The following is an 18,566-nucleotide window of genomic DNA, read 5'->3' as shown; positions in this document are numbered from 1 at the left end:
GAACCCGATGAGGACATCTCCATCATGGCCTTTCTTGCCGACGCCCTTTCCCGTGTGAAGCCCTCCGCCACCATCGCCGTTTCCCAGAAAGCGCGCGAGCTGAAAGCGAAAGGCCGCGACGTCATTGGGCTCGGCGCGGGCGAGCCGGATTTCGACACGCCGGACAACATCAAGCAGGCGGCGATCGAAGCCATCAACCGCGGCGAGACGAAGTACACGCCGGTTTCCGGCATCCCGGAACTGCGCGAGGCGATCGCCAGGAAGTTCAAGCGCGAGAACAACCTCGACTACACCGCCGCGCAGACCATCGTCGGCACGGGCGGGAAGCAGATCCTCTTCAACGCCTTCATGGCGACGCTGAATGCGGGCGACGAGGTTGTCATCCCGACGCCCTATTGGGTCTCCTACCCGGAAATGGTGTCGCTGTGCGGAGGCACGCCGGTCTTCGTGGCGACGACCCAGGAAAACAAGTTCAAGCTGAAGGCCGAGGACCTTGAGAAGGCCATCACGCCGAAGACCAAGTGGTTCATCTTCAACTCGCCGTCCAACCCGTCGGGCGCGGCCTACAGCCACGACGAGCTGAAGGCGCTGACGGACGTCCTGATGCGCCATCCGCATGTCTGGGTGCTGACCGACGACATGTACGAGCACCTGACCTACGGCGACTTCAAGTTCGCGACCCCGGTCGAGGTCGAGCCCGGCCTCTACGACCGCACGCTGACGATGAACGGCGTCTCCAAGGCCTATGCGATGACCGGCTGGCGTATCGGCTATGCGGCCGGTCCGCTCTCCCTCATCAAGGCCATGGACATGATCCAGGGCCAGCAGACGTCGGGCGCCTGCTCGGTCGCCCAGTGGGCCGCCGTCGAGGCGCTGAACGGCACGCAGGACTTCATTCCGGAAAACAAGAAGATCTTCGAGGGCCGCCGCGACCTCGTCGTCTCCATGCTCAACCAGGCCAAGGGGATCGAGTGCCCCTCGCCGGAGGGGGCCTTCTACGTCTATCCGTCCTGCAAGGGGCTGATCGGCAAGACGGCGCCGTCGGGCAAGGTCATAGAGACGGACGAGGACTTCGTGTCGGAACTGCTGGAAGCCGAAGGCGTCGCCGTCGTGCACGGCTCGGCCTTCGGCCTCGGCCCGAACTTCCGCATCTCCTATGCGACCTCGGAGGCGCAGCTGGAAGAAGCTTGCAAGCGCATCCAGCGCTTCTGCGCCGCCTGCACGTGAGCCGTCTCCTCCTTTGCAAATGAGAAACCCGCCGGAAACGGCGGGTTCCGACCGCCGACGAAGCCGCCAAACCTTCCCGTCATGGTCGGCCTCGCGTTTTTTCTCGTCCGCTCGGTGAAATTTTCGCCTTCGTTGCCGATATAATGAAGCGATACGGAAACACCGGAGCAGCATGATGAAAGCCACGTCCCTCTCCCTCGCCGCCCTGCTGGCGCTCGCCGCTACGGCTTCTGCCTTTGCCGCCGACAATTATGGCGACGGAAGCGAAGAGGCGCCGCGCGGCAGGATCGTCGTCAGCGAGCGCCCGGCGATGATGACGGCCTGGGACTACTTCTTCAACAATCCGGAGAAGTACCGCCTGACGCGCAACGATCCCGGCGAATACCACGTCGGCGGCATGCGCCGTTAAAAGGGGACGCCTGGAACTGCGGCGATTTTCTAAAGCCCGATCATCGTCAGCATGATGAAGGTGGCGAAGAGGATGAAATGCGTCATGCCCTCGATGGCGTTCGTCTCGCCGTCGTTGAGGTTGATGGCCGCGGCGATGAGCGTGATCGCCACCATGACGGTCTGCGTGGGCGACATCGCCATGACGAAGGGCTGGCCGGTGTAGAGCGCGATCGCCTCCATGACGGGCACCGTGAGGATGACCGTCGAGAGCGAGGCGCCCATCGCGATGTTGACGACGGACTGCATGCGGTTGGCAAGCGCGGCGCGCAGCGCCGTCAGGATTTCCGGCGCGGCGGAGATCGCGGCAACGACCACGGCCATCAGCGCCGGCGGGGCGCCGGTGCCCTTGAGGCCGGTGGACAGCATCACCGACATGACTTCGGCAAGCGCGCCGATCAGCACGACGCCGACGACGATGACGATGATCGAGAACGTCGCCGGCTCGTTTTCGTCCGGCGCCTTGCTCGGCAGACCGTCCTTCCGCTCGGCGCGCGGATAGGCGTAGCTGAAGAAATAGCTGTGCGCGCCGACCTGCATGCGCAGGAACAGGGCGTAGAGCGCCATCATCGCGCCGATGGTGAAGGCGGAGTAGAGGTGCCAGCTTTCGCGCGGCACGAATTCCGGCACGACCATGGAGATGCCCATGGCCGTCAGGATCATCACGCCGTAGGTCTTGCCCGAATCGTCGTTGTAGGGCTGCTCGCCGTGGCGGATGCCGCCGAGCAGGGCCGCAAGGCCGAGGATGCCGTTGATGTCCAGCATCACGGCCGCGTAGATCGTGTCGCGCACCAGCGTCGGCGACGTCTCGCCCTGCATCATGATCGCCAGCACGACGACCTCCACCAGCACGGCCGAGAGCGTCAGGATCATCGTGCCATAGGGGTCGCCGACCTTGGAGGCGAGGATTTCCGCATGATGGGCGATGCGCGTGGAAACGAGGATGATCGCGGCGACGAGTGCAAAGGCCGCCACGAGCACCGGAAGGCGCCCCATTTCCAGCAGGCTGTGCTCCGTCGCATAGGCGATGACCGCGGCGGCGAGGCCGACGAACAGGAAACGTTCCTTCAGCAGGCTGGTGAGCATGGGGCGGGCGGGCTCCTCGATGACGGCGCTGAAGGTAGATGTAGCCGAGCCATGCAAAAAGGAAACGCCCGCGGCGGAGGAAACCGCGGGCGTTCCTCACGCTCCCCTGGGCAGCCGGGCGCCGGATTGCGCGGCCTCCCGGCATGCGGAGCGTCAGGCGACGTTTTCCAGCACCGGATAGTCCGTATAGCCCCTGGCGCCGCCGCCGTAGAACGTGTCCTTGTCCGGCGTGTTCAGCACCGTGTCGTTCTTCAGCCGCTCCACGAGGTCCGGGTTGGCGATGAAGAGCTTGCCGAAGGCGACGAGGTCGGCCTTTCCGCTTTCCACCGCGTCGATGGCGAGCGCCCGGTCGTAGCCGTTGTTGACCATCCAGGCCGCCTTGCCGCCGGCGGCATGGTAGGCCGCACGCAGCGCCGCGTAATCGAACGGCTTGTCGCCCTGCCGGTGATCGCGCGCGCCGCCCGTGGCGCCCTCGATGACGTGGATGTAGGCCAGATCGTACCTGGCGAGCCCCTCGACGATGTAGGTGAACAGCGGCTGGGGATCGGGATCGGAGGCGTCGTTCGCGGGCGTCACCGGCGAGATGCGGATCGCGGTGCGGCCGGCGCCGATCTCCTTCGTGACGGCGTCGACCACCTCGAACAGGAAGCGGGCACGGTTCTCGATCGAGCCGCCGTATTCGTCGGTGCGGTGGTTGCTGCCGGAGCGCAGGAACTGGTCGATCAGGTAGCCGTTTGCCGCGTGGACCTCGACGCCGTCGAAGCCGGCATCGATGGCGGCGCGGGCGGCGCGGCGATAGTCTTCCACGATGCCGGGAAGCTCATCCTTCTCCAGCGCGCGGGGTTCGGACGTCTCGGCGAAGCTGCCGGTGCCTTCGGGGTCGATGAGATAGGTCTTCGACTTGGCGCGGATCGCCGAGGGAGCGACCGGCTTTGCGCCGCCGGGCTGGAGCGATTCGTGCGAGATGCGGCCGACGTGCCACATCTGCACCACGATCTTGCCGCCGGCCTTGTGGACGGCGTCCGTGACCTGCTTCCAGCCGGCAAGCGCTTCCGGCGTATAGAGGCCCGGCACGTCGGCGTAACCCTGGCCCTGCTGGGTGATGGCGGTGGCCTCGGTGATCAGCAGGCCGGCGCTGGCGCGCTGCTCGTAATAGGCGGCGTTCAGCGTGTTCGGCACGGCGCCCGGCGAACGGTTGCGCGTCAGCGGCGCCATGACGATGCGGTTGGCAAGCTGGATGTCGCCGATCTTGATGGGGTCGAAGAGCGAGGTCATGAAAAGTCCTTTTTCTGGGAGGGCGCCTAGAGGACGCGGTTGATGTGGTGGAGAAAGGCCGCGATCTTGTCTTCGTCGCGTTTGAAGAACACCCACTGGCCGACCTTGCGCGTCGTCACGAGCCCGGCGCGCTGCAAGGTGGCGAGATGGGAGGAAACCGTGGACTGCGAGAGGTCGCAGCGCTTTTCGATCTGGCCGGCGCAGACGCCGAATTCCAGCGGATGCTCCTGGCCGGCGAAATACTGTTCCGGCTCCTTCAGCCAGGCGAGAATCTCCAGCCGCTTCGGATGGGCGAGGGCCTTGAGGATTTCGTCGGTGTCGAGCGCGGTCATTCGGTCCATCGTGTTCCGGCGATGTCTATATCGATCTTTACCGATATTGGGTTCGCCATTTTCCGATACAAGGGAGTCGGCAAAAAAAGAGGGCCACAAGCGAAGCTTGGGCCCTGCAAAGTCAGAAGGTTCAAAAACCTCCAGAGGGGAACAGCCAACGCGCGGCACTGGGAGGAGAAAGACCGCAAGTGCGTCGGCTGTCCTAGATATGGGGGAGGGAAGGCATTTCTGCAAGAGAAACGCGTGCCAAGTTTTGCGGGAACTTTGAAATTTCTGTCTTGGTTAATGAAAGGCAAAAAAAGAGGGCCGCAAGATCAACTTGGGCCCTTTATAGTTTTGAAGGTAATAAAACCTCCAGAGGGGAACAGCTGCTGCGGTGGCACTGGGAGGAAAAAGCCACCAAAGTGCATCAGCTGTGCGCGATATGATGGTTTTTTGGGCATACATCAATCATTTAATGTGCATGCCAGCCATGCGTGAGGCGCAGGCCTTGCCGGAAAGCCCCTGTCAGAAGTTCCAGTTGCGCGCCTTGGCGACGATGAAGTCCCTGAAAACCTTGAGCTTGGCGGAGTTCTTCATCTCGCTCGGATAGCAGAAATAGGTGTCGAACGAGGGAATGTCGGCGCTCACGGGCAGCTGGATAAGTCCCGGATCGCGGCCGACAATATAGTCCGGCAGCATCGCGATGCCGATTCCGAGCAGGCAGGCGCGCTTGATCGAGGTCTGGCTGTTGATCTGCAGCACGGAGGGGCGGGGATTGTCCGAATCGCGGCCGGCGACCTCCAGCCAGTTGACGTCGAGCAGGTAGCTCGGCGCAGGCTCGCCGAAGGTGATGATCTTGTGGTTGTCGAGGTCGTCGATCGACTGCGGCTCGCCGTAGCGGTTGATGTAGGAGGGCGCGGCGTAGATGTGCATGTGCACGGTGAACAGGCGGCGCTGGATGAGGTCGGACTGCTGCGGCTCGCGCAGGCGAATGGCGCAGTCGGCGTGGCGCATGTTCACGTCCAGCTCCTCGTTGTCGAGGATGAGCTGCACCTGCATGTCGGGATAAAGGGCGAGGAACTCCTGCACCTTGTCCGTCAGCCAGCCCTGGCCGAGGCCGACGGTCGTGGTGATGCGCAGCTTGCCGCTCGGCTTCTCGGTGTTCTCCGTCAGCTGCACGCGCACGCTTTCGAGCTTCATCAGCACGTCGTGCGCGGTGCGATAGAGGATCTCGCCCTGCTCGGTGAGGATGAGGCCGCGCGCATGGCGGTGGAAGAGCTTTATGCCGACATCCTGCTCCAGCGCGCTCACCTGGCGGCTGATGGCCGATTGAGAAAGGTGCAGCTTGTCTGCGGCGTGCGTGAACGAGCCGGCCTCGGCCGCGGCGTGGAAAATCCGCAGCTTGTCCCAATCGAGCGGCATTCTATCCCCCATATGTCTGTAAGGCGGGGAGCGCGTGCCTCCCGCCCGGTCGCTGATTCGACTGTTCCCACTCGGCAGGTCGGACGAGACCGCCTCCCTTCGTTGGCGGCTTCTACTCGGCCGCAATTGCGACAGGCATATGACCTGCAAGGTATTTTTCGGTTTCCAGCGCCGCCATGCAGCCCATGCCGGCGGCCGTGACCGCCTGGCGATAGATGTCGTCGGTGACGTCGCCTGCGGCAAAAACGCCCGGCACGTCCGTCGCCGTCGAATCGGGGGCGGTCCACAGGTAGCCGTTCGGCTTCTGGCGCAGCTTGCCCTTGAAGAGCTCGACAGCCGGCGCATGGCCGATCGCCACGAACACGCCGTCCGTCGCCATGTCGCGCGTCTCGCCGGTCCTTACGTTGCGCAGCTTCACGCCGTTGACGGAGGCCGGCATCGGGGGCTTGGCCTCGGCGCCGAGATATTCGACGACCTCGTGATCCCAGACGATCCTGACGTTCTCCCTGGCGAACAGCCGCTCCTGCAGGATCCTCTCGGCGCGGAACGCGTCGCGGCGGTGCACGACCGTCACGCTCCTGGCGAGGTTGGAAAGGTAGAGGGCTTCCTCGACGGCCGAGTTGCCACCGCCCACGACGATCACGTCCTTGCCCCGGTAGAAGAAGCCGTCGCAGGTGGCGCAGGCCGAAACGCCGAAGCCCATGAACTTCTGCTCGGTGTCGATGCCGAGCCACTTCGCCTTGGCGCCGGTGGCGATGATCAGCGCGTCGGCGGTCCACTCCGTCCCGCTGTCGGTGGAGATGCGGAAGGGCCGCACGTCGAGGTCGACGTTCGTCACGAGGTCGTTGACGATCTCGGCGCCGACATGCTGGGCCTGCTTGAGCATCTGCTCCATCATCCACGGGCCCTGCACCGGGTCGGCATAGCCGGGATAGTTCTCCACGTCCGTGGTGATCATCAGCTGGCCGCCCTGTTCCATGCCGGCGATCAGCACGGGCTCCAGCATGGCGCGGGCGGTATAGATGGCCGCGGTGTAGCCGGCCGGGCCGGACCCGATGATCAGCACCTTGACGTGCCTGCTGTTGACGGATGGGCCGGACATGGTCGTTCCTTCCGGGGTTTTCGACCCCAATCATCGGCCCGCCGCGCGGTCTCGCGCAGGGCACGGGCCAGCGTGTCTCTGTTCGTTGCTCATTTATGAGGGGAGTGCGGGGAGTTTCAAGTGCGCGCGGCCCTTTGCCAACAGGCAAGCGAACGCGCGTGACATATTTGTGCCTATTGCAGTAACAATGTTGCGCTTGCGTGGCGATTCGGGTTACTTCCGGTCGCCATCCTGAAAGGTCTCAAAAGCCCCCATGTTTCGTGCCGAACTCGACGCCATCGACATCCGCATCCTGAAGGAGCTTCAGGCCGATGGCCGGATGACCAATGTGGAGCTTGCCGCACGCGCGGGCATCTCCGCGCCGCCCTGTCTGCGCCGCGTGCGCAAGCTGGAGGAAGCGGGCATCATCGAGGGCTATACGGCGATCTTGAACGCGCCGGCGCTCGGCTACGATCTCGTGGCCTTCTGCATGGTCGGCCTCAAGCACCAGTCGGAGGCGAACCTCAAGGCCTTTGCCGCCGCGACGGGCGAATGGCCGATGGTGCGCCAGGCCTGGATGGTCTCGGGCGACAGCGACTTCCTGCTGCATTGCGTTGCCGAGAACCTCACCCGCTTCCAGGATTTCGTCATCGAGGAACTGACCGCCAATGCGCAGGTCGACACGGTGCGCACCATGCTGACCATCCGCCAGGTCAAGAAGGTCGGGCTGGTCGAGCTCTAGTCGCCGCCTATTGCCTGAGCATAGACGAGGCCCAGCTGCCGGGCCTCGTTCTCGATCGCGAAATTGGCCGTGACGTGGCTGCGCCCGCGGTGTCCTGCCGCCTCCCGGCGGCCATCGTCGTCAAGGAAGGCGGCCGCCGCCTCCACCATTGCCGGCAGGTCGTCCGGTCCGACAAGAATCCCCGTCTCCCCGGCGCCGCCGACGATCTGCTCGCTGAAGGCGCCGACATCGGTTGCGACGACCGGTACCCCGCTTGCCATGGCTTCGAGCGGCGTGAGGCCGAACCCTTCCCATCGCTGCGGCGCGACGAACAGGTCGAGCGCGCGGTACCAGCGGTTGATGTCGGCATGTTCGCCGACGAAGAGGATCCTGTCCGCCAGGCCGGCGTTGCGTACCCTCTGCCTGAGCCCGGCCTCGAAGGCGGCGTGCTGCGGGGTGGTCCGCCCCGCGACGATCGCGGACCAGCCGGGCCTCGACGGCAGCAAGGCGATCATCGCATCGACGAAGAGATCGGTGCCCTTCTGGTGGCGCACGCGGCCGAAGCAGCCGGCGAACTTCTGGCCGGAATTGAGGCCGCACGCCGCTTTTGCCGCCGCCTTGTCCGCGGGAGGCGAGAAACGCTCGACATCGATGCCGTGCATGACGACGGTGTTCGGCACGCCGAGGTAGGAGGCGGTCTTCCTGCTGGTCGCGACCACGGCATCCATCCTTGAAACCAGGAGGCGCGTCCAGGCACTGTGCCTTCGCTGGGAGGCGGACGTGAAGACCAGCTTCAGCTTCATGCGCAGCACGTCGCGCAGAAGGATGCCGGGCAGCATCTCGATGTTGCGGCGCGCATGCCAGATGCGAAGAGGCCGCCGGCCCGGTGCCTTCCAGAGGGCGGGAAGGTCGCGCCAGCGCATTGCCGGCAGATCTCCGGGCAGGCCCGGCCCCAGGGTTGCAACCTTCTGGCCGAGCCTGTTCTGGACGGGGACGAGCTGGATGATCGTGGATGTAACGCCGGACAGCCGCCGCTTGAAGTTCGGCGCGATGACCTCGACGTCCCGCATGTCCTCTACGAATGGCATCTGGAGCGTGTTCAGCCCCAGGTGACGGCGAGGATTTCGTATGCCTTGGAACCGCCCGGAGCGTTCACTTCGATGCTGTCGCCGACTTCCTTGCCGATCAGCGCGCGCGCGATGGGCGAGGAGATGGAGATGCGGCCGGCCTTCACGTCGGCTTCCTGGTCGCCGACGATCTGGTAGACCTTCTCCTCCTCGGTGTCCTCGTCGACGAGCTTCACCTTGGCGCCGAACTTGATCTTGGAGCCGGACATCTTGGAAAGATCGATGACCTCGGCACGGGCCACGAAGTCTTCCAGCTCCGTGATGCGGCCTTCATTGTGGCTTTGCGCTTCCTTGGCGGCATGGTACTCGGCGTTTTCCGAAAGGTCGCCATGGGCGCGTGCTTCGGCGATTGCCTCGATGATTCGTGGACGCTCTTCCTGTTGACGCCAGCGCAGTTCCTCCTGCAGCTTGACGAAACCGCCCTGGGTCATCGGTACCTTTTCAACCATTTTATCCCGTCCTTCAGACCGCGCCGCCCGAGCACCAGGCCCGCGCGGACGCAAAAGAAAACGGTCTCCGGAGAAGAATCCCCGGAACCGTCGAAAGCATTTGAACGCCCCTTATAGCAGATTGCGGCGCCCGAAAGCCAGTTTTTTCGCCGCAGGCCGGGTGCCCGCCCACAGACGCCCGGAACAATCGCCCGGTGCTGCCGTTAGGCCGATAGTGCGGGAGGTGGGCATGGCCATCGACAATACGGTGCACCTGGAAGGCAGGATCAATGCGCATAGGCGCCTGCTCGTCGAGCTCATTTCGGTGGTCGCCGCCATTCCCGAGGCGCGCCAGGCGCTGGTCGCCATGGCGCGCGACAACGAAACGGTCTCCGACCACGAGGAGGATCCCGGCGTCGAGCCCGACGCCGCCTTCGCCGCCCAGCAGATCGCCGACGACGAGATCCGCGCGATCCTGAAGGCCGCGATGGCCCGCCTCGAAACCAAGCTGTGAGGATGGAACGATGGGTATGATGCAGACGATTTCCGGTTACTTCAAGCAGTTCGCCGGCGAGGTGTTCGGCAATCAGGCGGTCTATGACGAAGGACGCCGCGAGGCGGCGGATGCGGGCTATCAGGAAAAGGACGAGCAGGTCGTGCCCGTCGAGCCGCGCAGCGTGCCGGATGCCGACAGCGTCGTCTCGGCCGAGACGGGCCGCGAGAAGATCATCCATGCGGATGCCGTGCCGCAGTTCAAGGTCTCGCAGGTCGGCCGGACCAATGACGGCGTTTCCAGCGCCAAGCCGCGCGTCATCACCGGCAGCGACGATGCGACGGCGCACCGCACGCCGCCGGGCATGGAGGCGCCCGCCCGCGACTGGTCCGTCGGCTTCGACGAGAATGCGCCGCGGCAGGATACCGAGGCGCCCGTCGCCGACTATTCCGATACCGAGCAGCTGAAGCTCTACCGCCTGGTCCCGATCGCCTCGCCGACCGACACGAACTGGGACCTGGCGCCGAACCAGGGCGAGGTGGTGGTGCGCGCCCGCTCCAGCGGCGACGCCCGCGTCGTGGCGGCGGAAGCCGAGCTCGACTATCTGGAGGTCGACGCGCTTCCGGGGGACGGCAACTCCACGACGTCGTCCAGCGCCTTCCGCAACGAGAAACTCTATACGGTCGTCGACGAGACCGACCCCGCCTATCCGGTCGAAGGCCCGCGTGAGGTCGTCGCCGGCACGGTCCGCGTCGACAACATCCGTCCCACCGAGCTTTGAGGAGGCCCCCATGGCGAAGAGCCAGTCCGCCCGCACGGCGGCGAAGCAGCGCGACATCCAGGACGAGGTGGCGAAGGCCGACCGCAAGGAAAAGGGCGGCAAGCCGGACGCCATGCAGGCCGGCGCGCGGCTCTATCCCGTGCCGCCCTTTCCGCGGCAGCATCAGCCCAAGCCGGGCAGCGAGGCCAGGCTCGATCCCCCGCCGATGTACGACGCGCCTTTCTACAAGGGGTCGGAAAAGCTGAAGGGCAAGGTCGCGCTCATCACGGGCGGCGATTCGGGGATCGGCCGGGCCGTCGCCGTGCTCTTTGCGCGTGAGGGCGCGGACGTGGCGATCGCCCATCTTGCCGAAGGGCAGGATGCCAAGGACACGATCGCCGCCGTCGAGGCGGAGGGCCGGCGCTGCATCGCCTTTGCCGGCGACGTCAAGGACAAGGCCTTCTGCCGCGAGATCGTGAAATGCACGGTCAAGGACCTCGGCCGGCTCGACATACTCGTGAACAATGCCGCCTTCCAGGTCCACGCCAAGGACATCCTCGATCTTTCGGAAGAGCATTTCGACGAGACGCTGAAGACCAACCTCTACGGCTATTTTTTCATGGCGCAGGCCGCGGTGCCGCACATGGAGCCCGGCTCGGCCATCATCAACACCGGCTCCGTCACCGGCCTCGAGGGTTCGAAAGCCCTGCTCGACTATTCGATGACCAAGGGCGGCATCCATGCCTTCACGCGTTCGCTGGCAAGCCAGCTCGTCGATCGCGGCATCCGCGTCAACGCCGTGGCGCCGGGACCTGTCTGGACCCCGCTCAACCCATCCGACAAGGAGGCGGAGGACGTCGCCGAATTCGGCGCCGACACGCCGATGAAGCGCCCCGCGCAACCGGAGGAGCTGGCGCCCGCCTATGTCTTCCTCGCCTCGCCGCAATGCTCCAGCTACATCACCGGCGAGGTGCTTCCCATCATCGGCGGCTACTGAGCCGCCGATGATGGGCAGGCTGTTGACTCGATTTTTCAGAACATATAGTGAACAAATATGAAGAAATCGCTGCAGCAACGCCTGGCCATCCTTTCGGATGCCGCCAAATACGATGCCTCGTGCGCTTCGAGCGGAACGGTCAAGCGCGACTCCGTGCAGACGGGCGGGCTTGGGTCGACGGAAGGGGCGGGCATCTGCCATGCTTATGCGCCGGACGGGCGGTGCATTTCGCTCCTGAAGATCCTGCTCACCAATTTCTGCATCTACGACTGCGCCTATTGCATCAACCGCTCGTCCAGCAATGTGGAGCGTGCCCGCTTCACGCCGGAGGAAGTCGTCTGGCTGACGCTGGAGTTCTACCGGCGCAATTACATCGAGGGGCTGTTTCTGTCCTCCGGCATCATCCGCTCGCCCGACCATACGATGGGCGAGATTGTGCGCGTGGCGCGGGAGCTGCGCGTCACGCACGGCTTTCGCGGCTATATCCACCTCAAGTCCATTCCCGACGCCGCGCCGGAGCTCATCGAGGAGGCGGGGCTTTATGCCGATCGCCTGTCGCTCAACATCGAGCTGCCGACGGATGCCGGCATCGGCCGGCTCGCCCCGGAAAAGCGGCCGGAGGGCATCCGCCGGGCCATGGGGGACCTGCGCCGCAAGATCGAGGCGGCAAACGAGCCGACCTTGCAGACGAAGCGGCGCAAGCGCTTCGTGCCGGGCGGTCAGAGCACGCAGATGATCGTCGGCGCAGACGGTGCGGACGATGCGACGATCCTGAAGGCCAGCGCGCGCCTTTATGGGAGCTACGGCCTGAAGCGCGTCTATTATTCCGCCTTCAGCCCCATTCCCGACGCGTCGCGCGCGCTGCCGCTGATCAGGCCGCCGCTCGTGCGCGAGCACCGGCTCTACCAGGCGGACTGGCTCTATCGCTTCTACGGTTTCGGCGTGGACGAGATCACCGCGGCGACCGGCGGCATGCTGGATCTCGACATGGATCCCAAGCTCGCCTGGGCTCTTGCCAACCGCCATGCCTTTCCGGTCGACGTCAACCGGGCGGAGCGCGGGCTGCTGCTGCGTGTGCCGGGGCTCGGCACGAAGACGGTGGACGCCATCCTCTCCAGCCGCCGTTTCCGCCGTCTGCGGCTGGAGGACCTGGCGCGGCTCGGCGTGTCGCTGCGCAAGGTGCGCGCCTTCATCGAGGCGGAAGGCTGGACGCCGCGGCGCCTTGCCGATCGCGCCGACCTCAGGGCGCTTTTCGCGCCGAAGCCGGAACAGCTGTCGCTGCTGTGATGCAGACGATCCCTCTTGTCGGCCGGGGCGACTTTTCCGAGTGGCGGGACGCGGCCCGTGCCCTCGCTGCGGCCGGCGTTTCGCCGCGCGAGGTGGACTGGCGCGCCGGCGGTCCGGACGAGCAGCTTTTTACAGCCGTTCCGCCGGATCTGCCGAAGCCGGATCCCGCCTCGCAGCCGATCACGGTGCCGCCCGCCTTCCTGCCGCTCGCCGAAGCCGTCGTCTGCCATACCGAGCCCGGCCGGTTCCATCTGCTCTACCGGCTGCTCTGGCGCCTGCAGTCGGATCGCCGCCTCCTGGAGTTGACGGCGGACAAGGATGTCGCCTGGGCGCGGCTGCTCGCCAAGAACGTCCATCGCGACGGCCACAAGATGACGGCCTTCGTACGCTTCAAGGAAATCGCCGGGGAAACGGAAGGCCGCCGGCGCTTCTTCGCCTGGTTCGAGCCGTCGCATTTCGTCGTCGCCCGCACCGCGCCGTTCTTCCGCCGGCGCTTCGCCGACATGGACTGGATCATCGCCACGCCGAAAGGCACGGCGAGCTGGGACGGAGAGAGCCTGATCTTCGATACCCGGCCCGGCGAGAATCCCGGCCATGGCGATCCGACCGACGCGCTCTGGCGCACCTATTATGCGAGCATCTTCAATCCGGCGCGTCTGAAGCTGAAGGCCATGCAGGCGGAAATGCCGAAGAAATACTGGCGCAACCTGCCGGAGGCGGACCTCATCCCGGGGATGATCGCCAATGCCGAGGAGGAGGTGCGCGCCATGGCCGCGCGCGCCGCCAGCGATCCGCCGCCGTTCCACCACCGCCTTCAGGATGCGGCCCGGACGGCGGCACAGGCCTTGCCCGCCAACGCCGATCCTTTCGACGCCCTGCGCGAGGAGGCGCGCCGCTGCACGCGCTGCCCGCTGCATTGCACCGCGACGCAGACGGTCTTCGGCGAGGGGCCGCGGGACGCGCATGTGATGATGGTCGGCGAGCAGCCGGGCGATCAGGAGGATCTTGCCGGCCGGCCCTTCGTCGGCCCCGCGGGCCAGGTCTTCGATGCGGTGCTGAAGGAGGCCGGGATTACGCGCGAGAAGCTCTACCTCACCAATGCGGTCAAGCATTTCAAATATGTGCCGCGCGGCAAACGCCGCATCCACCAGAAGCCGGGGAGGGAGGAGATCGAGCATTGCCGCTGGTGGCTGTCCAAGGAGGTCGAGCTCGTCAGGCCCCGCCTGATCGTCGCCCTCGGCGCCACCGCCGTCTATGCCCTCAGCGGCGAACGCAGGCCGCTCAGCCAGCTGCGCGGCAGGCCGCTCGCCATGCAGGGCGACACGATCCTCTACCCGACCGTCCACCCCTCCTATCTGCTGCGCCTGCCCGACGAGGCCGAACGCCGGCGCCATCACGCCCTCTTCGTCGAGGACATGAAGACGATCCGGCATCTGGCAGAAACGCTTGCCGTCGCGGGCTAGGCGGCCTGGGACAAGAGGTCTTTCGGCAGATGGGCCCGCGCGCCGAGCACTTCGAGGCCGACGATCCGGCCGTCGCCGGCAGTCTTCCACGCGGCCATTCCGGTGCCCGGACGGTGGACTCGATCCAGGCCGGGTCAAGCCTGCGCTCCCGCATCACGGTTTCGGCGTGAAGCGAGCAGCGCAGGGGCTTGATCATGGCGGAGCCTCAGAAATACGCCTGCAGCGGCCGGACTTCCAGCTGCCCCTGCTTGAGCGCCTTGATCGCCTGGGCGGCGGCGAGGGCGCCGGCCATGGTGGTGTAGTAGGGCACCTTCTGCATCAGGGCGGCGCGGCGGAGCGACTTCGAATCCGAGATCGCCTTGCTGCCGTCCGTCGTGTTGATGACGAGCTGGACCTGGCGGTTGCGGATGGCGTCCTCGACATGCGGGCGGCCTTCCTGCACCTTGTTGATCTTGACCGCCTCGATGCCCTTCTCGCCGAGGAAGCGCGCGGTGCCGGAGGTCGCCATCACCTTGAAGCCGATGTCGGTCAGCATGCGGACGGCCGGCAGCACGCGCTCCTTGTCCTCGTCGCGGATCGAAACGAAGACCGTGCCCTCGCGCGGCAGGTCGACGCCGGCGCCGAGCTGCGACTTGGCGAAGGCGAGCGCGAAATCCGTGTCGAGGCCGATGACCTCGCCGGTCGAGCGCATTTCCGGGCCGAGCAGCGTATCGACGCCCGGGAAGCGGGCGAAGGGGAACACGGCTTCCTTGACGGCGATGTGCTTGAGGTTTCGCGGGTCCGGCTTCGCGCCATAGGCGGCGATGGCCGCATCGAGGGCTTCGCCGGCCATGACGCGCGCGGCGATCTTGGCGATGGGCGCGCCGATGGTCTTGGCGACGAAGGGCACCGTGCGCGAGGCGCGCGGGTTCACCTCCAGAACGTAGATCGTGCCGTCCTTGATGGCGTATTGCACGTTCATCAGGCCGCCGACGTTGAGGGCCTTGGCGAGTGCCTTGGTCTGGCGCTCCAGCTCGTCGACGATCTCGCCGGAGAGCGTGTGGACGGGCAGCGAGCAGGCCGAGTCGCCGGAATGGATGCCGGCTTCCTCGATATGCTCCATGATGCCCGAGACGAAGACGTCCCTGCCGTCCGAGAGCGCGTCGACGTCGACTTCGGTCGCATTGGTCAGGTAGCTGTCGAAGAGCAGCGGGTTCTTGCCGAGCAGGGTGTTGATCTGGCCGGTCTTGTCGTTCGGGTAGCGCTGCTTGATGTCTTCCGGCACCAGTTCCGGAACCGTGTCGAGCAGGTAGGTCTGGAGCTGGCCTTCCGAATGGATGATCTGCATGGCGCGCCCGCCGAGCACGTAGGACGGGCGCACGACGAGCGGGAAGCCGATCTCGCCGGCCACCAGGCGCGCCTGCTCGACCGAATAGGCGATGCCGTTGTTCGGCTGGGCGAGGTCGAGCTTCTGGAGGAGCTTCTGGAAGCGGTCGCGGTCCTCGGCAAGGTCGATGGCGTCCGGCGCGGTGCCGAGGATCGGGATGCCGTTCTTTTCGAGCGCCTCGGCGAGCTTCAGCGGCGTCTGGCCGCCGAACTGCACGATGACGCCGACGAGCTCGCCGTTGGTCTGCTCGGCCTTCAGGATCTCGATGACGTCCTCGGCGGTCAGCGGCTCGAAATAGAGGCGGTCGGAGGTGTCGTAGTCGGTCGAGACGGTCTCCGGGTTGCAGTTGACCATGATCGCCTCGTAGCCGGCGTCCTTCAGCGCGAAGGCGGCATGGCAGCAGCAATAGTCGAACTCGATGCCCTGGCCGATGCGGTTCGGCCCGCCGCCGAGGATGACGACCTTCCTGCGGTCGGAAATGCCGGCTTCCGAGCGCGTGGCACCGGCAAAAGGCGTCTCGTAGGTGGAATACATGTAGGCTGTCGGCGAGGCGAATTCGGCCGCGCAGGTGTCGATGCGCTTGAAGACCGGGCGTACGTCCAGGCCGTTGCGCAGCTCGGCGACTTCCTTCGGGCGCTTGCCCGAGAGGGTGGCGAGGCGCGCATCGGAAAAGCCCATGGCCTTGAGCATGCGCAGGTTCTCGGCATCCCCGGGCAGGCCATGCTCGCGGATGCGGGCCTCCATGTCGACGATGGCCTTGAACTGCTCGATGAACCACGGGTCGATCTTCGAGCCCTCGTGCACCTCCTCCGGCGTCAGGCCGAGGCGCAGCGCCTGGGCGACCATGCGCAGGCGGTCCGGGGTGGGCGTCGAGATGGCGGCGCGGACGGCGTTCTTGTCGTTGCCGTCGCCAAGGCCGGGGATTTCGATCTCGTCGAGGCCGGTGAGGCCCGTTTCGAGGCCGCGCAGCGCCTTCTGGAGCGATTCGGCGAAGGTGCGGCCGATAGCCATGACCTCGCCGACCGACTTCATGGCGGTGGTCAGCGTCGGCTCGGCACCGGGGAACTTCTCGAAGGCGAAGCGCGGGATCTTCGTGACGACGTAGTCGATGGACGGCTCGAACGAGGCAGGCGTCGCACCGCCCGTGATGTCGTTCTCAAGCTCGTCGAGCGTGTAGCCGATGGCAAGCTTGGCGGCGATCTTGGCGATCGGGAAGCCGGTCGCCTTTGAGGCGAGCGCGGAGGAGCGCGAGACGCGCGGGTTCATCTCGATGACGACGAGGCGGCCGTTCTTCGGGTTGACGGCGAACTGCACGTTCGAGCCGCCGGTCTCCACCCCGATCTCGCGCAGCACCGCGATCGAAGCGTTGCGCATGATCTGGTATTCCTTGTCCGTCAGCGTCAGGGCAGGGGCCACCGTGATGCTGTCGCCCGTGTGCACGCCCATCGGGTCGATGTTCTCGATGGAGCAGATGATGATGCAGTTGTCCGCCTTGTCGCGGACGACCTCCATCTCGTATTCCTTCCAGCCGAGCACCGACTCCTCGATGAGCACTTCCGTCGTCGGCGATGCGTCGAGGCCGCCGGAGACGATGTCGAAGAACTCCGAGCGGTTGTAGGCGATGCCGCCGCCGGTGCCGCCGAGCGTGAAGGAGGGGCGGATGATGGCGGGCAGGCCGATCTCGTCCAGCGCCTGGGCGGCGATCGCCATGGCGTGGCTCATGTAGCGCTGCTTGCGGTCGGTCTCGCCGAGGTTCCACTGGTTCTCCAGCTCGTCCAGCGCCTTGTCGAGCGCGTCGCCGGAAAGCTCGGCCTTCAGCTTGGCACGCTCGGCCTCGTGGACCTTGCGGTCCTGTTCCTTGATGTCGGTGGCGTTGGCGAGCATCGACTTCGGCGTCTCGAGGCCGATCCTGGCCATGGCCTCGCGGAAGAGCGCGCGGTCCTCGGCCTTGTCGATGGCCTCGGGCTTGGCGCCGATCATCTCGACATTGTAGCGGTCGAGCACGCCCATGCGCTTCAGGGAGAGCGCCGTGTTGAGCGCCGTCTGGCCGCCCATGGTCGGCAGCAGCGCGTCCGGGCGTTCCTTGGCGATGATCTTCGCCACGACTTCCGGGGTGATCGGCTCGACGTACGTGGCGTCGGCAAGGCCCGGGTCGGTCATGATCGTCGCCGGATTGGAATTGACGAGGATGACGCGGTAGCCTTCCTCCTTCAGCGCCTTGCACGCCTGTGTGCCGGAATAGTCGAATTCGCAGGCCTGCCCGATGACGATCGGCCCCGCGCCGATGATGAGGATCGATTTCAAATCTTGGCGCTTGGGCATCTCTCTATCCGTTCTCCGGCGTGCGCGAAAAACCGGCCATGGTGAAGGGATCACCGGCCGGGCGCGCATCTATGGTCTTTCAAGGCTAGAAGCGGCTTATAGGCAAATGCAGGGGGGAGCGGAACCCCGAAAATCGCCGAATCGACAGGAAAAGTGCAGCCCGGTTTCAGCGCCGCGCGCCGTCTATGTAGCCCTGGATCGAGCGGCCGACCTCCGCGATGAGCCGTTCGCGCGAAAGGGCGACGACGGGCGGCAGCTTCAGCACGTAGCGGGTGAAGGCGAGGCCGAGGATCTGGGTCGCGACGAGGCCGGCGACGGCCGGTGCGTCCGGCCCTGCGAGCCGCGCGATGGCGGGGGCGACCTGCGTCGCGAAGATCTCGCGCAGCCGCGCGGCGGCAAGGTCGTTGGACGCGGCGGACCGTAGGGCGATCGGCAGGGCGCTGGTGCCGCCGTCGCCTTCCCAGACGGAGAGGAAATGGCGGGCCAGCGTCTCGCCGGCGGCCTCGCGGGGGAGGGCGGCGAGGTCGGGCAGCCGCAGGTCGATGTCGGCCGCCCGGGCGAACAGCATGTCCTTGCCGCCGAAATAGCGGATCACCATGGCCGGGTCGATGCTGGCGGCGGCGGCGATGTCGCGCACCGTCGTGCCGTCGTACCCCCTTTCCGCGAAGAGAAGGCGAGCGGCCTCCAGGATCGCGTCGCGGGTGCGGTCGGACTTCGTTTTCCTGGCCGGGGAATCGCTCATGCGGAGAA

At 65.8% G+C, this 18,566-nt stretch carries 17 protein-coding genes; 8 read left to right on the top strand and 9 right to left on the bottom strand.

Going from position 1 to position 18,566, the window contains the following annotated elements:
- Positions 1–24: 24 nt before the first annotated feature.
- On the top strand, positions 25–1,227 hold the full coding sequence (locus tag ACIIOY_RS01795) for a pyridoxal phosphate-dependent aminotransferase (RefSeq protein ID WP_411032890.1): 1,203 nt from the start codon (positions 25–27) through the stop codon (positions 1,225–1,227).
- Positions 1,228–1,402: 175 nt separating this feature from the next.
- Positions 1,403–1,636 carry a hypothetical protein gene (locus ACIIOY_RS01790; RefSeq protein ID WP_411032889.1) on the top strand — a complete coding sequence of 78 codons (234 nt, stop codon included), beginning with the start codon at positions 1,403–1,405 and terminating at the stop codon, positions 1,634–1,636.
- Positions 1,637–1,665: 29 nt separating this feature from the next.
- On the opposite strand, the gene ACIIOY_RS01785 is transcribed toward ACIIOY_RS01790, so the two are convergent.
- From ACIIOY_RS01785 to trxB, 5 genes are all read right to left on the bottom strand, one after another.
- Positions 1,666–2,760 carry a calcium:cation antiporter gene (locus ACIIOY_RS01785; protein WP_411032888.1) on the bottom strand — a complete coding sequence of 365 codons (1,095 nt, stop codon included), beginning with the start codon at positions 2,758–2,760 and terminating at the stop codon, positions 1,666–1,668.
- Positions 2,761–2,913: 153 nt separating this feature from the next.
- Positions 2,914–4,035 (bottom strand): alkene reductase, encoded by a 1,122-nt coding sequence (locus ACIIOY_RS01780; RefSeq protein WP_411032887.1) that lies wholly within the window; start codon positions 4,033–4,035, stop codon positions 2,914–2,916.
- A 26-nt stretch (positions 4,036–4,061) separates the two neighbouring features.
- Positions 4,062–4,376, bottom strand: a complete 315-nt coding sequence (locus tag ACIIOY_RS01775; RefSeq protein ID WP_411032886.1) for an ArsR/SmtB family transcription factor — start codon at positions 4,374–4,376, stop codon at positions 4,062–4,064.
- Positions 4,377–4,874: 498 nt separating this feature from the next.
- Positions 4,875–5,771 (bottom strand): LysR family transcriptional regulator VtlR, encoded by an 897-nt coding sequence (locus ACIIOY_RS01770; protein ID WP_411032885.1) that lies wholly within the window; start codon positions 5,769–5,771, stop codon positions 4,875–4,877.
- Between the two features lie 112 nt (positions 5,772–5,883).
- Positions 5,884–6,873 (bottom strand): thioredoxin-disulfide reductase, encoded by a 990-nt coding sequence (gene trxB / locus ACIIOY_RS01765; protein ID WP_411032884.1) that lies wholly within the window; start codon positions 6,871–6,873, stop codon positions 5,884–5,886.
- A gap of 253 nt (positions 6,874–7,126) precedes the next feature.
- Between trxB and ACIIOY_RS01760 the strand changes: the two genes are divergently transcribed.
- Positions 7,127–7,594: an Lrp/AsnC family transcriptional regulator gene (locus tag ACIIOY_RS01760; protein WP_411032883.1), complete on the top strand. Its 468-nt coding sequence runs from the start codon at positions 7,127–7,129 to the stop codon at positions 7,592–7,594.
- Here the strand turns inward: ACIIOY_RS01760 and ACIIOY_RS01755 are convergent.
- Together ACIIOY_RS01755 and greA are read right to left on the bottom strand one after the other, a co-directional pair.
- Positions 7,591–8,661, bottom strand: a complete 1,071-nt coding sequence (locus tag ACIIOY_RS01755) for a glycosyltransferase family 4 protein (RefSeq protein ID WP_411032882.1) — start codon at positions 8,659–8,661, stop codon at positions 7,591–7,593. The genes ACIIOY_RS01760 and ACIIOY_RS01755 overlap by 4 nt on opposite strands.
- 11 nt (positions 8,662–8,672) lie before the next feature.
- The gene (greA, locus tag ACIIOY_RS01750; protein WP_411032881.1) at positions 8,673–9,149 is read right to left on the bottom strand and encodes a transcription elongation factor GreA; all 477 of its coding nucleotides are present in this window, start codon (positions 9,147–9,149) and stop codon (positions 8,673–8,675) included.
- 229 nt (positions 9,150–9,378) lie between these two features.
- Here greA and ACIIOY_RS01745 point away from each other — a divergent pair, with 229 nt between their 5' ends.
- The 5 genes from ACIIOY_RS01745 to ACIIOY_RS01725 all read left to right on the top strand — a co-directional run bounded on the left by ACIIOY_RS01745 (position 9,379) and on the right by ACIIOY_RS01725 (position 14,128).
- Positions 9,379–9,642 carry a hypothetical protein gene (locus ACIIOY_RS01745; RefSeq protein WP_411032880.1) on the top strand — a complete coding sequence of 88 codons (264 nt, stop codon included), beginning with the start codon at positions 9,379–9,381 and terminating at the stop codon, positions 9,640–9,642.
- Between the two features lie 442 nt (positions 9,643–10,084).
- Positions 10,085–10,402, top strand: coding sequence for a hypothetical protein (locus ACIIOY_RS01740; RefSeq protein WP_411033044.1), 318 nt, complete (start codon positions 10,085–10,087; stop codon positions 10,400–10,402).
- 10 nt (positions 10,403–10,412) lie between these two features.
- A complete protein-coding gene (locus ACIIOY_RS01735) occupies positions 10,413–11,378 on the top strand; it encodes an SDR family oxidoreductase (protein ID WP_411032879.1) in 966 nt (321 codons plus the stop codon).
- A gap of 57 nt (positions 11,379–11,435) precedes the next feature.
- Positions 11,436–12,665 (top strand): putative DNA modification/repair radical SAM protein, encoded by a 1,230-nt coding sequence (locus ACIIOY_RS01730; RefSeq protein ID WP_411032878.1) that lies wholly within the window; start codon positions 11,436–11,438, stop codon positions 12,663–12,665.
- On the top strand, positions 12,665–14,128 hold the full coding sequence (locus tag ACIIOY_RS01725) for a UdgX family uracil-DNA binding protein (RefSeq protein ID WP_411032877.1): 1,464 nt from the start codon (positions 12,665–12,667) through the stop codon (positions 14,126–14,128). The genes ACIIOY_RS01730 and ACIIOY_RS01725 overlap by 1 nt, the downstream gene beginning before the upstream one ends.
- A gap of 205 nt (positions 14,129–14,333) precedes the next feature.
- Here ACIIOY_RS01725 and carB read toward each other — a convergent pair whose 3' ends face one another.
- Positions 14,334–17,816, bottom strand: coding sequence for a carbamoyl-phosphate synthase large subunit (carB, locus tag ACIIOY_RS01720; RefSeq protein WP_411032876.1), 3,483 nt, complete (start codon positions 17,814–17,816; stop codon positions 14,334–14,336).
- A 166-nt stretch (positions 17,817–17,982) separates the two neighbouring features.
- Positions 17,983–18,558 carry a TetR/AcrR family transcriptional regulator gene (locus tag ACIIOY_RS01715; RefSeq protein WP_411032875.1) on the bottom strand — a complete coding sequence of 192 codons (576 nt, stop codon included), beginning with the start codon at positions 18,556–18,558 and terminating at the stop codon, positions 17,983–17,985.
- Positions 18,559–18,566: the final 8 nt, after the last annotated feature.

Origin of the sequence: Shinella agrisoli (assembly GCF_046557955.1) — a bacterium.
Taxonomy (GTDB): domain Bacteria; phylum Pseudomonadota; class Alphaproteobacteria; order Rhizobiales; family Rhizobiaceae; genus Shinella.
This window is presented reverse-complemented; position numbering and strand designations above follow the sequence as displayed.

Coding starts and splice junctions, on each gene's coding strand:
- ACIIOY_RS01795 (WP_411032890.1), top strand. CDS start 25: ATGGCCTTTCTTGCCGACGCCCTTTCCCGTGTGAAGCCCTCCGCCACC.
- ACIIOY_RS01790 (WP_411032889.1), top strand. CDS start 1,403: ATGAAAGCCACGTCCCTCTCCCTCGCCGCCCTGCTGGCGCTCGCCGCT.
- ACIIOY_RS01785 (WP_411032888.1), bottom strand. CDS start 2,760: ATGCTCACCAGCCTGCTGAAGGAACGTTTCCTGTTCGTCGGCCTCGCC.
- ACIIOY_RS01780 (WP_411032887.1), bottom strand. CDS start 4,035: ATGACCTCGCTCTTCGACCCCATCAAGATCGGCGACATCCAGCTTGCC.
- ACIIOY_RS01775 (WP_411032886.1), bottom strand. CDS start 4,376: ATGGACCGAATGACCGCGCTCGACACCGACGAAATCCTCAAGGCCCTC.
- ACIIOY_RS01770 (WP_411032885.1), bottom strand. CDS start 5,771: ATGCCGCTCGATTGGGACAAGCTGCGGATTTTCCACGCCGCGGCCGAG.
- trxB (WP_411032884.1), bottom strand. CDS start 6,873: ATGTCCGGCCCATCCGTCAACAGCAGGCACGTCAAGGTGCTGATCATC.
- ACIIOY_RS01760 (WP_411032883.1), top strand. CDS start 7,127: ATGTTTCGTGCCGAACTCGACGCCATCGACATCCGCATCCTGAAGGAG.
- ACIIOY_RS01755 (WP_411032882.1), bottom strand. CDS start 8,661: ATGCCATTCGTAGAGGACATGCGGGACGTCGAGGTCATCGCGCCGAAC.
- greA (WP_411032881.1), bottom strand. CDS start 9,149: ATGGTTGAAAAGGTACCGATGACCCAGGGCGGTTTCGTCAAGCTGCAG.
- ACIIOY_RS01745 (WP_411032880.1), top strand. CDS start 9,379: ATGGCCATCGACAATACGGTGCACCTGGAAGGCAGGATCAATGCGCAT.
- ACIIOY_RS01735 (WP_411032879.1), top strand. CDS start 10,413: ATGGCGAAGAGCCAGTCCGCCCGCACGGCGGCGAAGCAGCGCGACATC.
- ACIIOY_RS01730 (WP_411032878.1), top strand. CDS start 11,436: ATGAAGAAATCGCTGCAGCAACGCCTGGCCATCCTTTCGGATGCCGCC.
- ACIIOY_RS01725 (WP_411032877.1), top strand. CDS start 12,665: ATGCAGACGATCCCTCTTGTCGGCCGGGGCGACTTTTCCGAGTGGCGG.
- carB (WP_411032876.1), bottom strand. CDS start 17,816: ATGCCCAAGCGCCAAGATTTGAAATCGATCCTCATCATCGGCGCGGGG.
- ACIIOY_RS01715 (WP_411032875.1), bottom strand. CDS start 18,558: ATGAGCGATTCCCCGGCCAGGAAAACGAAGTCCGACCGCACCCGCGAC.